Origin of the sequence: Paeniglutamicibacter sulfureus (assembly GCF_030512175.1) — a bacterium.
Classification (GTDB): Bacteria; Actinomycetota; Actinomycetes; order Actinomycetales; family Micrococcaceae; genus Paeniglutamicibacter; species Paeniglutamicibacter sulfureus.
The window spans coordinates 1,847,904-1,861,942 of the sequence record NZ_JAULBL010000002.1 but is presented as its reverse complement, the minus strand read 5'-3'; the positions used below and the strand labels follow the sequence as shown (position 1 = coordinate 1,861,942).

At 60.4% G+C, this 14,039-nt stretch carries 11 protein-coding genes; 8 read left to right on the top strand and 3 right to left on the bottom strand.

Annotation, left to right across the window (positions count from 1 at the left end; genetic code table 11):
- The first annotated feature begins 347 nt into the window (after positions 1-347).
- The 4 genes from Q2T94_RS15235 to Q2T94_RS15220 all read left to right on the top strand — a co-directional run bounded on the left by Q2T94_RS15235 (position 348) and on the right by Q2T94_RS15220 (position 4,030).
- Positions 348-881, top strand: a complete 534-nt coding sequence (locus Q2T94_RS15235) for a hypothetical protein (protein WP_302265477.1) — start codon at positions 348-350, stop codon at positions 879-881.
- 47 nt (positions 882-928) lie between these two features.
- A complete protein-coding gene (locus Q2T94_RS15230) occupies positions 929-2,560 on the top strand; it encodes a multicopper oxidase family protein (RefSeq protein WP_302265474.1) in 1,632 nt (543 codons plus the stop codon).
- 2 nt (positions 2,561-2,562) lie between these two features.
- Positions 2,563-3,084, top strand: coding sequence for a signal peptidase I (gene lepB, locus Q2T94_RS15225; protein ID WP_264270884.1), 522 nt, complete (start codon positions 2,563-2,565; stop codon positions 3,082-3,084).
- Positions 3,085-3,229: 145 nt separating this feature from the next.
- On the top strand, positions 3,230-4,030 hold the full coding sequence (locus Q2T94_RS15220; protein WP_302265471.1) for a DUF427 domain-containing protein: 801 nt from the start codon (positions 3,230-3,232) through the stop codon (positions 4,028-4,030).
- Positions 4,031-4,140: 110 nt separating this feature from the next.
- On the opposite strand, the gene Q2T94_RS15215 is transcribed toward Q2T94_RS15220, so the two are convergent.
- Positions 4,141-6,141 carry a sensor histidine kinase gene (locus tag Q2T94_RS15215; protein WP_302265469.1) on the bottom strand — a complete coding sequence of 667 codons (2,001 nt, stop codon included), beginning with the start codon at positions 6,139-6,141 and terminating at the stop codon, positions 4,141-4,143.
- A 279-nt stretch (positions 6,142-6,420) separates the two neighbouring features.
- Complete coding sequence (locus Q2T94_RS15210; protein WP_302265466.1) at positions 6,421-6,636, bottom strand: hypothetical protein; 216 nt, start codon at positions 6,634-6,636, stop codon at positions 6,421-6,423.
- A 233-nt stretch (positions 6,637-6,869) separates the two neighbouring features.
- Here Q2T94_RS15210 and Q2T94_RS15205 point away from each other — a divergent pair, with 233 nt between their 5' ends.
- On the top strand, positions 6,870-7,853 hold the full coding sequence (locus Q2T94_RS15205) for an ATP-binding protein (protein WP_302265464.1): 984 nt from the start codon (positions 6,870-6,872) through the stop codon (positions 7,851-7,853).
- 32 nt (positions 7,854-7,885) lie between these two features.
- On the opposite strand, the gene Q2T94_RS15200 is transcribed toward Q2T94_RS15205, so the two are convergent.
- Complete coding sequence (locus Q2T94_RS15200; protein ID WP_302265462.1) at positions 7,886-9,388, bottom strand: chitinase; 1,503 nt, start codon at positions 9,386-9,388, stop codon at positions 7,886-7,888.
- 434 nt (positions 9,389-9,822) lie between these two features.
- On the opposite strand from Q2T94_RS15200, the gene Q2T94_RS15195 reads away from it, so the two are divergent.
- From Q2T94_RS15195 to Q2T94_RS15185, 3 genes are all read left to right on the top strand, one after another.
- Positions 9,823-12,039: a glycosyltransferase family 2 protein gene (locus Q2T94_RS15195; RefSeq protein ID WP_302265460.1), complete on the top strand. Its 2,217-nt coding sequence runs from the start codon at positions 9,823-9,825 to the stop codon at positions 12,037-12,039.
- A 2-nt stretch (positions 12,040-12,041) separates the two neighbouring features.
- Positions 12,042-12,500 (top strand): hypothetical protein, encoded by a 459-nt coding sequence (locus Q2T94_RS15190; protein ID WP_302265459.1) that lies wholly within the window; start codon positions 12,042-12,044, stop codon positions 12,498-12,500.
- A 70-nt stretch (positions 12,501-12,570) separates the two neighbouring features.
- Positions 12,571-14,025: a putative bifunctional diguanylate cyclase/phosphodiesterase gene (locus Q2T94_RS15185; RefSeq protein WP_302265457.1), complete on the top strand. Its 1,455-nt coding sequence runs from the start codon at positions 12,571-12,573 to the stop codon at positions 14,023-14,025.
- The last annotated feature ends 14 nt before the right edge of the window (positions 14,026-14,039 follow it).

Genomic DNA, 14,039 nt, shown 5'->3' with positions numbered 1-14,039 from the left:
CCCAATAGACCATGCCGCCCCAAGCCCCCCCGTTCGCGGTCCCCAAGACCGGAGTGTTGCATCCGTGATGTTCACCCGAACCTACCAACATGCGGCGCGTTTGTTTAGGGTTGCCGGCCATTGTCATTTTCGGCGGGCGATCCGCCCCGACGGCGCAATGCAGGCACCGGCGGAACAGGCCGCCGGAGCGCCTGCCCGAGTGGATGCCGGAGACCGGGTGGATTGCTGCACCATTGGCCGCCGGGCGCGCAAGGGCATGTCGCTGGATTGCTGCGGCGTGGCCACCGATCCCGCTTCTGACTAGGTGCTCAAGGTTTTCCCAAGGTTACTTTGGACAATGTGTGGACATGGGTACTGTTGCGGTTCGAACGCTGAGGCCGGCAACGGCCACACGTCGCTACCTCATGGTCATCCCCCTCGGGTTGTTGTGCTTGCTCGCCATCGGACTTGGCTACTCGCTCAGCACGGCCAAGACCGCTCCCAGTGTGCAATTGGGTGCACCGGCGGAGATTCCAGGGGGCATCGCCATGATCACGGGCATTGTCCCGTTGGAGGTGGACGGATGGCAACCGCCCTCCCCCGTGGCGGCCCTGCAGCAAGATGCACAGGAAGGCTCCCACCGGGTGCGCGTCGAAATGCAGTTCACGGCCCTGGACCCTGCCGGTACCCGGCTGGATCCGGCAAGATTCATCGTCGACGGACTCGGATCGGGCCAACCGGTCCCGCTGTGGTCCTCTCCGGATGCAGCCTTTGTCCAAGAAGGTGAATCCGTGCGGGCCACCATGGTCTTCGAACTGCCGGACAAGGCTGTTGCCTTGGTGCTCGAAGGCCCTGACGGTGGCCGCCTTTCGCTGGGGAAGGAACACCATTCAGGCGGTTGACCGCCTGACTTTCACGAAACACCAGTAAGAAACTTGGGGTAATTGCAATGTCCATTTCCAGAAGGGAATTGATCCAACTAGGCGGCCTTGGGGGCCTGGGGATCATCGGTGCGGGTCTGGTGACGGTGCCGATATCCACCGTCTCCGCCAAGTCCGCGAGCCAGCTGCGCGCCGGTGACATGCCCAAACCGTACGCGGCCGCGTTCACCAGGCCTCCGGTCCTGCATCCATCATCCGTCTCCACCGGAGTCGACGGTGCCAAGGTGAACCATTACCGGATCAGCATGCGCCAGGCTGTCGCGCAGATCCTCCCGCGCCAGAGCACCAATATCCTCGGCTACAACGGCATCTTTCCCGGCCCCACCATCGAGCTGGACCAAGGCACCCGCGCGGTGGTGCACATGCGCAACCACATGCCGAAGAACCACCCGACGTTCGGCCACCTGCTGGCGACCTCCACGCACCTGCACGGTTCGGCGTCATTGCCGCAATTTGACGGCTACGCCAGCGACGTGACGCTGCCGGGGTTCTACAAGGATTACTACTATCCCAATTCCCAGGCCGCGCGCTCGCTCTGGTACCACGACCACGGTGTCCACTTCACGGCGCAGAACGTCTATTCGGGCCTCGCCGCGCTGTACATCATGCACGACGCGACGGAGCGGGAGCTGTTGCCCCAAGGCGCCTTCGACGTGCCGTTGATCATAAGCGACGCCATGTTCGCCGCCAACGGCGCCCTGGCCTACGACGACCGGGACCATTCCGGTCTGTGGGGCGACGTGATCCTGGTCAACGGCAGGCCCTGGCCGGTGATGAAGGTCCAACCGCGGGTGTATCGCTTCCGCGTGCTCAACGCATCCATCTCACGCTCATATCGGCCAACGCTGAGCACCGGGGACCCCATGCACGTGGTGGCCACCGACGGCGGATTGATGCCGCGGAGCCAGGCCGTCAAGTATTGGCGCCACGGGATGGCCGAGCGATACGAGGTGCTGATCGACTTCAGCAAGTACAAGCCGGGGCAGCGCATCCAATTGCGGAACCTGTCCAATGCGAACAACCGGGACTATGACAACACGAACAAGATCATGGCCTTTGATGTCGTCGCACCCCCGAGCGAAACGGAGATGAAGCTCGATCCGAAGTGGAACTTCATTCCCACCACGCTGGCGGACAGCCACGTGATGGGACTGACCAAGGATGATGCGGAGGAAAAGCGCTACTTCCGGGTGCAGCGCGACGACGGGGTCGAACCATGGACCATCAACGGAGTGACCTGGGAGGACGTCATCGCCAGCAACTTCAAGCTCGCCAGCGCGGATCCCAAACTGGGCTCCGTGGAGATCTGGGAAATCGAGAACAAGTCCGGCGGCTGGTTCCATCCGGTCCACATCCACCTCATCGACTTCCAGATCCTCAGCCGCAACGGCAAGCCGCCCGCGGCCTGGGAACGGGGCCCGAAGGACGTGGTGTACATCGGAGAAAACGAGAAGGTCAAGGTCATCATGAAATTCGGACCGCACATGGGCCGATACATGGTGCATTGCCACAACCTCCCGCACGAGGACCATTCCATGATGTTCCAATTCCGGGTGGGCCTGGGCGAAATGGATGAGGATGTCAATGACCCGATCCTTGCCGCACCGTGCCAGTTCGACACCGAAACCGGAGATGACTGAGCGTGGCCATCACGGACCGCCCCGGCGCGCCCGCCGCCCGCCGGCGGCGCCGGGTCAGGTTCACCGCCATCGCCGCCGCAGTGTTTGTGTTGGTGGCCCTGGCCTGCCGGCTCTGGATCCTGGAGCCGGTGGCGGTCCGGTCGGACAGCATGGAACCCACGGTGAAGGCCGGCAGCCTGGTGTTTGTCTTCAAGCCGGGGCCGGAGCTCTCGGGCGTGCATCCGGGTGATCTGGTGGTCTTCGCCTCCCCGGTGGACGGAACTCCCCTGATCAAGCGGGTCGTTGCCGTCGGGGGGCAACAGATCGAGGTCCAGGACGCGGTGCTGTATGTCGATTCGTCCCCGGTGGACGAGCCGTTCGTGGACCTGGCCACCATCGACGGGACCTACTACCCACGCACCGACGTTCCCGACGGGACCGTTTTCGTCATGGGCGACAACCGGGAGCGATCAATCGACTCACGGGACTATGGACCCGTTTCGCTCGAGGACATCGACGGGCTGGTCCTCGGAGCCAGGCACTGAGCCGCAATTCCCCCAGGTCCGCCTGTTCCCTGTCCGTGGCGGACCTGGCGGAGGCGATGTCACCCGAACATCCCTCTGCCATGGCCTTGGCCTGCCAACGCATCCGTTCATTGACCGCGCCCCGGACCGGGCGCATACTGGCGCCGTGGCCACTCGAATTTCACACCTGTTCAAACAGTCGTTCTCCGCCTTGCGGTACGAACCGTCAGCCAAGAGGGTCCGTGCGACGCTCGGTGGCCAACCCGTCGTGGACACCACGCACGCACTGCTCGTCTGGGAACCCCGGCGCATTGTGCCGATCTACGCCGTACCCGAATCCGACGTCCTGGCCGAGCTCACCGAATCCGCTGCCGAGGTCTCCCGCGTTCCGGAGGATGCGAAGGTACTAACCCCCGATGACGCCTTTGCCCTGCACACCGCGGAGGGCACCGCACTGGATGTCCGGGTGTCCGGGCATGCAGCGGATGCCGCAGCCTTTCGCCTTGCGGATCCCGACTTGGACGGCGCCGTGCTCCTGGACTTTTGGGCCTTCGACTGGCGCGAGGAAGACCAGGAGATCCATGCCCATCCGCGCGACCCGTTCCACCGGGTCGACATCGTTCCCTCCAGCAGGCATGTGCGGGTGGAACTCGATGGCATGGTGCTGGCCGAATCCGCCCACCCGGTCATGCTCTTTGAGGGATCCCTTCCGCCTCGCTACTACGTGAAGCCCGAGGAGGTGAGGTGGGACGCGCTGGTGGCCACCAAGACCATGAGCATGTGCCCGTACAAGGGAACCGCCAACTACTGGGCACCTGCAAGCGGGGGAAAGAACGTGGCATGGAGCTACGCTAAGCCGTTGCCCGAGTCCGCCGCACTGGCCGGGCTGGTCTGTTTCTACAACGAGCGCACCGATTTCCTGGTCGACGGAAAACGCCTCGGACGCCCGCAGTCGCTCTTCCGGTAAATGCTGTCCCGCTCACGCCCGCGAAGACCATGGCGTTGCAGCCCATCAGCTTGGGGTTCCACGAGGCGCGCTCACCCGTCCCCCCGTGCGATATAGCACGCGTGGGAACCTCAGCGGGATTGGAGAACGCCGTGCGTGTTTACGGAATCCGGCAGGGTGAAGCGTATGGTGGTTCCCGCCCCCGCTACGCTATGCAAATCAATGGTCCCGCCGTGCATTTCCACGATGGACTTGGTGATCAGCAGGCCCAGGCCGAGACCGGGAATGCCCTGTTGCAGTGCCAGGTCGGCGCGGAAGAACCTGGTGAATGCTTCTGCCTGCTCGGCGCTGTTCATGCCCATCCCCGTGTCCTGGATCGTACACAACAGGTCCTCCCCTTCGATCCAGGCCCTCACGGTTACGGTGCCGCCGTCGGGAGAGTACTTGATGGCGTTTGAGACAAGGTTGTCCAGCAACTGTCCGATTCTTCCGGCGTCACCGACGACTGGCATGGGACCTTCGACCGCATTGTGCAAGGTGACCGCATTGGTGCTGGCCGCCGGAGCTGCTGCCGTCAAGCTGTGCGCCACTAGTTGGGCAAAGTCGGTGGGAGCGGGACGGAACACCATGGATTTGGTGGCCAACAGGTCATTGACAAGACCCAGCAGGCGCTCGGCGTTCCTTTCGATGACAGCCAGGGAACTGTTTATCCCGGAGGGATGGTCTTCGCTCTCGTCCATGATGAGGCTTGCATAGCCCAAGATGGAAGACAACGGCGTTCTGAATTCATGGGAGACCCTGGCCACGAAGTCATCCTTGGCGGCCAGCGCCGCAAGCATGTCCGTGATGTCGTGGAAGGCAATGACAGCGCCATCGTAGTTGCCGTCGGAGTCCTTCATGGTGCGGGCAGTGGTGGAAAAGGCGCGGGCCCGGTCCTCCGAACCGACCCAGATGTGACAGTCGGTGAAGGACTCACCCAGGACGGCGCGGCGCACGGGACGATCCTCGTCCGACAGGGGCGTCACTTTGTCCGTTCCGAACAGCAACAGGTCTTTCTCCGCGGGATCCTCAACGTGGTCAGGAACCCCGAGTTTGTGGAAGGCCTGCTGGGTGGAATTCATCAACTGGTTTTGGCCTTCGCCATCCACCACAACCAAGCCCACAGGGATCGTGTCCAAGACCGTGGACAGCAGACGTTCGCGCTGCCGGCTGACATCCAGAGCGGCACGCAGTTGGGCATCCATGGCGAGGACGACCAGACGCTGTCGGTCCAGGCTCGCGGTCATGCTCACCACGGCGAGGGAAAAGCCGGCCATCATGAACGGGAAGAGCAGGGGCTTGCTCAGTTGCCCCGCCGTTGCCGGGATGCCGCCAAGAAGAATCGGGGTCCAGATGATCATCAAGGTTCCCAGCAGGCTGCTGAGGACTGCCGTCTTGCGTGCCAGACCCGAGGCCGAGAGCCAAAAGACAGGAAACAGCATCAGCAATCCAGCCGACGTTGCGTAAGGCAGGCTGCCTTCGCGGGTAAAGCCAACAGCCACAAAATCCAGATAGGGAATGACCAGGAATGCCTGCTGCGGCAGCCTGTCCCATGGGACCACAATGCAGAGGACCAAGATGGCGGCGTGCATCCACAATCCAGTGACAAAGATGGGATTGCCAAAGATCTGCGGGAAAACGGTACCGGCATGGATCACCATCAAAATCACCGTCAGGCTGAGCGGTGCTTGGGAAAGCATCACCCTAACTCGCAGGGAACGGGCGTGGAAATGGCGCTGGACAAAACCGTCCGTGCTGGAATGTGTCATTGGGGGGGCTTCCATCTGTGGCCTGTGTCGTGCCTGGGGGATCCATGGATCGACCATGCCGCGACGTGTAAGCGGGACCCGCATGGTGCACCGGATGATTTTTACGGGCAATTGGTCATGATAATGCCATACTGCATCGGGCGCATATTTCCAGCGCTCCAATGCTTCCTTGTCACGGTCGGGATTTGTCCCAAGGGAGTGATTATGGCGGGCTCCCGGGTGATCAAGTAGTTCCCGAATCGATGAAAACGATTCACTGCCCGCACTGAACTCAGGGCTGTCGGTGCCATGCGAGGAACCAACGAGACACAATGTCCGTGTCAAACGCCCCCGCGACGCTAGGATTCTACGAGTTTCGTCGGTTTGACTGCTTTCCGAAGACGGTTGTCCACCGCGCCCTGCATGTAAACGAGACTGAACGAATCGTCCCGCCGGACGGGATAGCACAACACCCGACCGGGAAAACCCGACCGGGTGTTGCGATCATGTTGCAGAGGCATAAGCCATCGTCCACGCAACGGTGTCCAGTAAAGGTCGCCAATCCTGCCGGCCCGCCCAACATGCGGTGAACCGACATCATGGTTCTTTATCCAAAAGTGGAGCCTAGAGCGGCCAGTTGTTGTTTCCGGCTGTTTTGCTGGTGCCGGACGTATTGGTGTCGTCCCCCAGCGGCCAGTTGTTGTTTCCGCCCAGGGTCTTGACGATGCCAATGCTTTGCACCGATGCGTTGTCCTGTTGTGGGACATTCGCGGTCCCGCCGGCAACGACCGCGCCAGCCAGGAACAATGCGGCCAGGGCCGAACCCAGGATCTTCTTCATCTGTTCTCCATCTCAATGATTATTCGGGCGAGTGATCTGGGGCTTGCCCGGAGTGCCGGCGCCCTCATGGCGCTGGCAGCCCCAATCGAATATTCTAGTGCTCACCTGCGGTTATTGGGCAGGGTTTTGCAGCAACCAATTTTGGCAAATCGCGATAGGTAAAACCCTGGTGGGCCAGTTCCCTGCCCGGATCCCTATTTTCCGGCCATCTTCCCATGCCGCATAATGGGGGCATGTCCAACCCTTCTCTAGAAGCCCGCGCTGCCAAAGCGGAGGCACGCCTTCGCCAAATCCGGAATTCAGGAGACCAACAACAAGTCCTGGAAGCTGCAAGGGAATGCGCGAACCTCTACGCGGCCATGGGAGATCCGGGCAAGGAGTCGGAATTCCGGTACGAACTGGGGAAGTGCCAGATCCTCACCGGAGCGTACGCTGCAGCGCTGGAATCCGCCGAGACGATCCTGGACCTGCCCAAGGTGCAAAGCGATCCGGTCTTCAAGGCCCAGGTACTCATCCTGTGCGCAGCGGCACTGCGAAACCAATCGCACCACGAACGCGCCGTGGCCACGGCGCGCGAAGCCTTGGCCGTGATGGAAGAGGTCGAAGACAGATACGATGCCCGCGCCGAGGCCTACCAAGGCATCATTGCGTGCTTGGTGGAAGCAGAGAACATCGACGAAGCGTGGGACGTGCACAACCGGCTTTCGACTACCTTGCGGCATGTTGACGACACCAAGTTGGCTGGCCAGGGCTTCTGGACACTTGGCAACCTCGCGTTCGCGAAGGGGCACCTTGCGGAGGGATTTGAATACCACGGACGAGCGGCCGATCGACTGCAGAAAATCAACGACATCCATCTGTGGGCCAGGTTCAATAATGCGAGCGCCGACGTGCAATTGCAGGCCGGAGTCGCCAACCAGCAGACCGATGACTGCATTGCGCGCGCCCAACTGGCATACGACATCATAGGCGGCACTGCGGTCGAACTGCTCGGCTTGGCCGGCACCCGCGCTCGCTGGTATTTCGCCAACGGGAGGCTGGAAGAGGCCTCGAATTTACTGGAAAAGGCGCTGGCCGATGCCTACAACGGCGGGGCGCCCGAAGATGCCTCGGTACACCGTCTCTGGTCACAAGTTCTCGATGCCCTGGGCCGCCATGAGGAGTCCAACCGAGAACGCGCCAACGCTGACCGGATTGAGCGCTCAACCGAGAGCTGAAGAGGACCGGGGCAACGGCAGCCACGGCGCCCCTACGGTGTCTTGGCCTCCTTGAGAATTTCCTTCACCTGTTCGTTGCTGAATCCGGACCACGGCGAGTCAACTGCACCCTGAACGGCAGCGTCCGGGCTGCTGGTTTGGTTCCACCATTTGGCCTCGAAGATGCGGCCATCGAACAAGATCCGATCACCCTTCTCATAGACTTCCTCGGCCGACCAGGCCGGGTAGGTGCCGGAAGGGACCACTACTGGTGCTTCCGGCTTGTCCCCGGGAAGCACCGGGCCAACCAGCGTCCACGCGGAGGCCCTGACATCTGACACCGGAAGATCCGGCGCGTCCCCTTCGGTCCACCATTTTGCCTCATAGACATTGCCCCGCCATACGATACGGTCCGATTTTGCATAGGCCGCTTCGGCATTCCACACCGGGTAGGGACTTTTCGCAGGGTCATCGACGATGGCCGTTTCCATGGGGGCCTCGACGGGCGCCAGGTTTTCCGGCGCGGAAGCTGCCTGGGAGGTCATGTCGGCCGAGAGCAAGCGGGCAAAGGCCCCTGTCTCCTGGGCGGTCCCGCTGCAGTTGTTCGAGACGCGCTGGAGGTTCGGAAAGTTCGGGCCGCAATCCATGTCCCGGTTAGCCGACCACATTGACAGCCGTCCGATGCCGCTTGCGGCCGCAAATTCCTTCAACGCCACAGCATCATCAAGGGTAAAGACTTCGCCTATAAGATCGTTCTGTCCGATCATAGGAGTGAGGCCAATTTTCGCCCAAAGCGTATGATCCCCCACAACCTGCCCCAAGTCAGCGTAGACCGCCTTGATTTGGGAGTGAGCGGAACGCGCGCCCTGCTCCGATGCCGCTGCCATGCTTTGGCCCGGGGCACGCGTCTGGCCAAAGTTCATGGTCATGAGGTTCACCCCGGCCAGATCGACTCCGCCCTCGAGGAGGCGTTTGACCTCCCCCAGTCCGGATTGGGTCAGGCCACGGGTATCCACGGGAAGGGTGACCCAAACTTCCACCGGCTTCCCGCTTTTATCCGCGCGGTCTTGGAGTGCCGCCACTGCCGATGCGCGCCGCAAGGAGGCCGTCGAATCCTCGAGGTCGTTTCCCTCGACGTCCAAATCCAGTGTGGTGGAGTCATATCGCTGCAGGAACGACTCGTAGCCTGCGATGATCTTTTCCTCGTCGGTGCAGGCCGTGGCCAATTCGTCATTGTTCAGTCCACCGGTGGATATCACTATCTCACCGCCGAGTTCCCGGACCCGGGCAACCTTACGGTCCAAATCAAACGTAGCGTTGGCGCTTTCAATGGAATAGTAGCCACCCCACGAATTCGCGCATGAATCATTGGGGTCCGCCACGGCAAAGCCCAGGATGACGCGTTCTCCCTCAGAGATGTTGTCGGCAAAGGGATAGAACGGCGTGGAGGTCGCATCAACATAGGAGCCATACCAGCGACCCGATTCGGCGGCCCGGGCGGAATCGCGCGTGGAGTTCCATAGGTATAGTCCGGTGATCACCAGTCCGGCGATCACCCCGGCAACAACGAATACTCGAACCCAAGACAGGCGCCTGCCAGCGGCAAGGTTAGACACATCGACCCCAATTCATTACAAACTTCAGCCCACTGCCATAATTCATTTAACAGCGAGGATTATTTTGGCGATGAGCAACCCATCAAAGTAAAGCTAACTGTATCGATCGGGCAAATTGGGCTTCTTGCGCAAATCTTGTTCAAACCTTGTGCGAATCCAGCCCCCAAGTTAGCCAAGTCACACGGGAATCGTGCGTTAGGCTCAGGACCGGAAACGCATAAGGGGTCATCAGACAGCCTGGAAGTAGTTCACTTGCTGGGGGGCAAACAGTTTTGAATAACATCGACAGTGACAGCCGGGACGGCATTTTGGAGATGCGCAAGCGGCAATGGGGCGCCGAAAAGCGATCTGAACCATTGTCGATAGTTCATCCGATGCCCTCCCGACGCAAGATGGCGTGGGGACGGATAGCGATTGTCACGACGATTTTGGCTTGGACCGCCTACGTCATCAGCACCATCGTCAGGCAACTGGCAGACAATCCGGATGCGGGATTCCGTTTCCGGTTTGAGGCCGCCATGTATCTTGCCGTGGTCACCTTCCTGACTTTTTCGGCACTGATGTACCTGATTGCCAGACAGGGCGCTCTTCTGCGTTTCGCCAGGCACCGCCGCGTTCCCCGTGGCGAGCTGGATCGGCACTTTCGTTCCTACGACAAGTCGATCACAACGTTGGTTCCCAGCTACGCCGAAGAGCCATCAGTTGTCCGGCAAACCCTTTGGTCGGCTGCGCTTCAGGAATTTACGAACCTGCACGTGGTTTTGCTCGTGGACGACAATCCCTATCCGAAGGATTTCGAAGTCCTTGCAAAGCTGGAGGAAACCCGCGCCTTGGCTGCAGGGATCCAGGAAGCTCTGGAACCGGCGCGCATTGCCGCGGCTGCGTCGCACGCCTTGCTTGGACGCCAACGTGACGTCGGCGCCACGGCAGGGCAAATGCTTGCCACCACCATCGCTGCCTACGAAGACGCCTCCACTTGGCTGGAGGCCATGGCGGCCAATGAAAAAGTCGAGGACCACGTGGACGAGTTCTTCGTTGACTCGGTCATCATGGGTCTGGCACGCGAACTCCGTCTGACCACGCTGGCTTTGAACGCTGCCGCCTCGCAGGATGATTCACCAAGCAACGATCGGCTTGAAGAACTGCACCTGCGTTTGGTGCGCATTTTTTCCGTGCACATGCACTACTTCGAACGCAAAAAGTACGCCAACCTTTCACAGGCCGTCAATAAGGCCATGAACCTGAACGCTTACATCTCCCTCATGGGACAAAAGTGGCTCGTTGACCAGCGCGGGGACGTCGAGGTGCTGCGAGCGCTCGATCCGGCCCAGGAGCTCCCGGACAGCGCGCGAGTCCTGGACATTCCAGATTCCGACTACCTGCTCACGCTCGACGCCGACTCGTTGTTGCTGCGGGACTATTGCCTGCGTCTGGTGTATTTCCTGGAATCGGAGGAAAACTCACGCGTTGCGGTAACCCAGACCCCGTATTCGTCTTTTCGCGGCGCGCCCACCCGCATCGAACGTCTCGCGGGAGCTTCGACAGATATCCAGCACATCCTCCATCAGGGAAAGACGCACTACAACGCCACATTCTGGGTAGGTGCCAATGCCATCATTCGCAAGCAGGCACTTTTGGACATTCGCCAGACCCACACCGTCGGCGGATACGAAATCCACACCTACATTCAGGACCGCACCGTCATCGAAGACACCGAGTCAAGCATCGACCTCGGTACCCATGGATGGACCTTGTCCAATTATCCTGAACGGCTCAGCTACAGCGCAACCCCTCCGGACTTTGGTTCGCTGGTGGTCCAGCGCCGGCGGTGGGCCAACGGCGGGCTCCTGATCCTTCCGAAATTCTGGTTACAGATCAGTGAACGCAAACGCCGCAACGAACGGATCAAATTGCGCGAAGTGCTGCTGCGCGTCAACTATATGGCCTCGATTGCGTGGGCCAGCGTCGGTCTGGTTTTCCTCCTGGCCTACCCCTACGACGGACGCTTGCTCAGCCCACTTATTTTCGCGGCGGCACTTCCGTACTTCATTGCCATGGGCAGCGACCTGCGCGACTGTGGGCATCGATTCAGTGACATCTTCAGGATCTACGGCTTCAACCTGATCCTTCTTCCGGTGAACATGGCGGGAGTCCTCAAGTCCACCGAGCAGGCATTTACCGGTGAAAAGATTCCCTTCGTCAGGACCCCGAAGGTCAGGAACCGGACCGCTTCCCCCGGCCTCTACGTGGCCATCCCCTATTTGATCGTCCTCTTTTCGCTCTTCACCATGTGGCGGGATTTCCAGGAAAGAAACTGGGGCAATTTCGCCTTCGCTGCGTTCAATAGCGTGTTGGCACTTTACGCCATTCGCGCCTACATCGGTTTCAAGAACTCAATCGTGGATATGGTCTTGGGAGTCGCCAATTGGCTTTATGTCGCGCCCAAGAAGGCCAAGATTGTCACCGAGTCCTATCCGGTGGCGACACCGGAGAACACGGACTGGTCCACCTTGCTGTACCAGGGCGACCGCCGACTGGATCGCGACCTTCGTGGAAGTGACGATCGCCGCAAGAGGATTGGGGTGAAATAGCCATGACCATAATTCCCGCGATCGGGATGATTCCCGGTGGCCCAGAAGAGCCGGCCAGCATCTTGGGGACACCGGGGTCCGCGGATGTCCTCACCATGCCGACCATGGAGAGCGGGCCTGCGTTGCTCACGTTTCATGGCAACGAACTGCTCGAAATCGACTTCAAGCCCCGCACCGAGCTCACGGTCCCCATGGTCCTGGAGCTCCTGGAGGATATCGGCAAGGCCGAACGGCGAGTCAGGTACCTTCTCGTCGATATTTGTGGTCTGGACTCCATAGATCCAGAAGTCTCCTGCATCTTCAATTCCACGACGAAAGGCGTGCGAAGCGTCTTTCAGGGCTCGGGGCCGGCAGATCGCGTACTTGCACGGTTCTTCATGCGCAAGATCGACACATCGCGTCGGTTTACCTATGTTGAGAATCGCCAGGATGCCCTGGCATTCTTGTTGAACCATGAGTGATTCCCGGACTCCGGATGGGGCTGAACCCCGCATTCCCCAGATCGTAGACGCCATACTCAGGATCGCTGACATGGACTTTAAGACCTTGCTAAACCCCAGCAGCAAGCGCGATGAAATCGACGCCATCATCATGGGGATCAATGCCATGGCTTCCGAATTGGAAACAACGTATTCCACCCTCGATCGCCGCGTCGCCGAACGCACTCGGCTACTCGAGGCGGCTCGGGACCAAATGGAGCAACTTGCCTTTACGGACCCGTTGACGGAGCTGGCCAACCGATCCGCGCTCATGAATGAAATCGAAAGGACACTGGAGACCTTCGACAGCAGCGATTCCGCCCCGATTCTTATGCTCCTGGATCTGGATGCATTCAAGAGCATCAACGACACCTACGGTCATGCGGTAGGTGACAACGTGCTGTGCCAGTTGGCCGACAGACTGCGCAACTGCGTCCGCACCGAAGACGTCGTGGCCCGCCTCGGGGGCGACGAATTCGCCATTCTCATACGCATGCCCGAACAAAGCGCCACGAGCGTAGGTCGACGCATTGTTGCCGCAATGAACGAGGACATGGTCATTGACGATATACACCTGAACCCCGGCACCAGTCTCGGGATCGTCAGGGCCACGGCGGCCCATTCGGCTGATAGTTTGGTGCTGGAAGCGGATACGGCGATGTATGTTGCCAAGCGTTCCCGAACCGAAAAAGTCGTGGAGTTCGAGTCGTTCATGCTCTATGAACGGCGGGAAAAGGCAGAGATGCTTGCCGACCTGAGGCGGGCGCTGGGAACCGAGCAGTTCTTTCCGGCCTACCAAGCGGTGGTTTGCATTCGCGATGAACGCATCGTGGGTGCGGAGGCACTGGTGAGGTGGCAGCGGGACGGATATGGACTTGTTCGGCCCGACCAGTTCCTGCCAACCGCCGAGGAATCGGGCATGATCGGGGAACTCACCGAATACCTGCTGGAGAGGGCCTTGGGCGACGTCAAGAAATGGCGGACCGAGAAACTCGTCGACTCCGCGTTCAAGGTGCACCTGAACGTCACCTCCCGTGAGTTGCATGACCTGCACTTCGCCGACGTGGTGCGCAATGCACTGCGCCACCATGGGTTGCCGGCGTCCGTCCTGTCATTGGAAATCACCGAAGACCGGTTGATGTCAGGAGACAACCTCCACCGATACACGCTACTGGCCTTGCAAAAAATGGGTGTCGAAGTTTTCATCGACGACTTCGGCACCGGTTATTCCTCCATCAGTTACCTTCGGCAATTGCCGGTGGGGGGCGCCAAGATCGACAAGTCGCTCATCGATGACATTGCCGTGGACCCTCGACAGGAATCCTTCCTGCAAGCCATCTCAGACCTCATCGCCGCCTGCAATCTCAAGTGCATCGTTGAAGGTGTGGAGACCGCGGAGCAATCCGACAAGCTCAAGTCCATGGGCTTCACCACGGCGCAGGGATTCCTCTACGCCCGCCCGGTGGACGCCGCCGAGTTCGAGAAGTCATTGCTTCGGCGCTGCTGATCCGCACTCATCCG

Bases quoted from the DNA above. Each gene is read 5' to 3' on its own strand.
- Q2T94_RS15190 (WP_302265459.1), top strand. From the start codon at position 12,042: ATGACCATAATTCCCGCGATCGGGATGATTCCCGGTGGCCCAGAAGAG.
- Q2T94_RS15205 (WP_302265464.1), top strand. From the start codon at position 6,870: ATGTCCAACCCTTCTCTAGAAGCCCGCGCTGCCAAAGCGGAGGCACGC.
- Q2T94_RS15210 (WP_302265466.1), bottom strand. From the start codon at position 6,636: ATGAAGAAGATCCTGGGTTCGGCCCTGGCCGCATTGTTCCTGGCTGGC.
- Q2T94_RS15235 (WP_302265477.1), top strand. From the start codon at position 348: ATGGGTACTGTTGCGGTTCGAACGCTGAGGCCGGCAACGGCCACACGT.
- Q2T94_RS15230 (WP_302265474.1), top strand. From the start codon at position 929: ATGTCCATTTCCAGAAGGGAATTGATCCAACTAGGCGGCCTTGGGGGC.
- Q2T94_RS15185 (WP_302265457.1), top strand. From the start codon at position 12,571: ATGGACTTTAAGACCTTGCTAAACCCCAGCAGCAAGCGCGATGAAATC.
- Q2T94_RS15195 (WP_302265460.1), top strand. From the start codon at position 9,823: ATGCCCTCCCGACGCAAGATGGCGTGGGGACGGATAGCGATTGTCACG.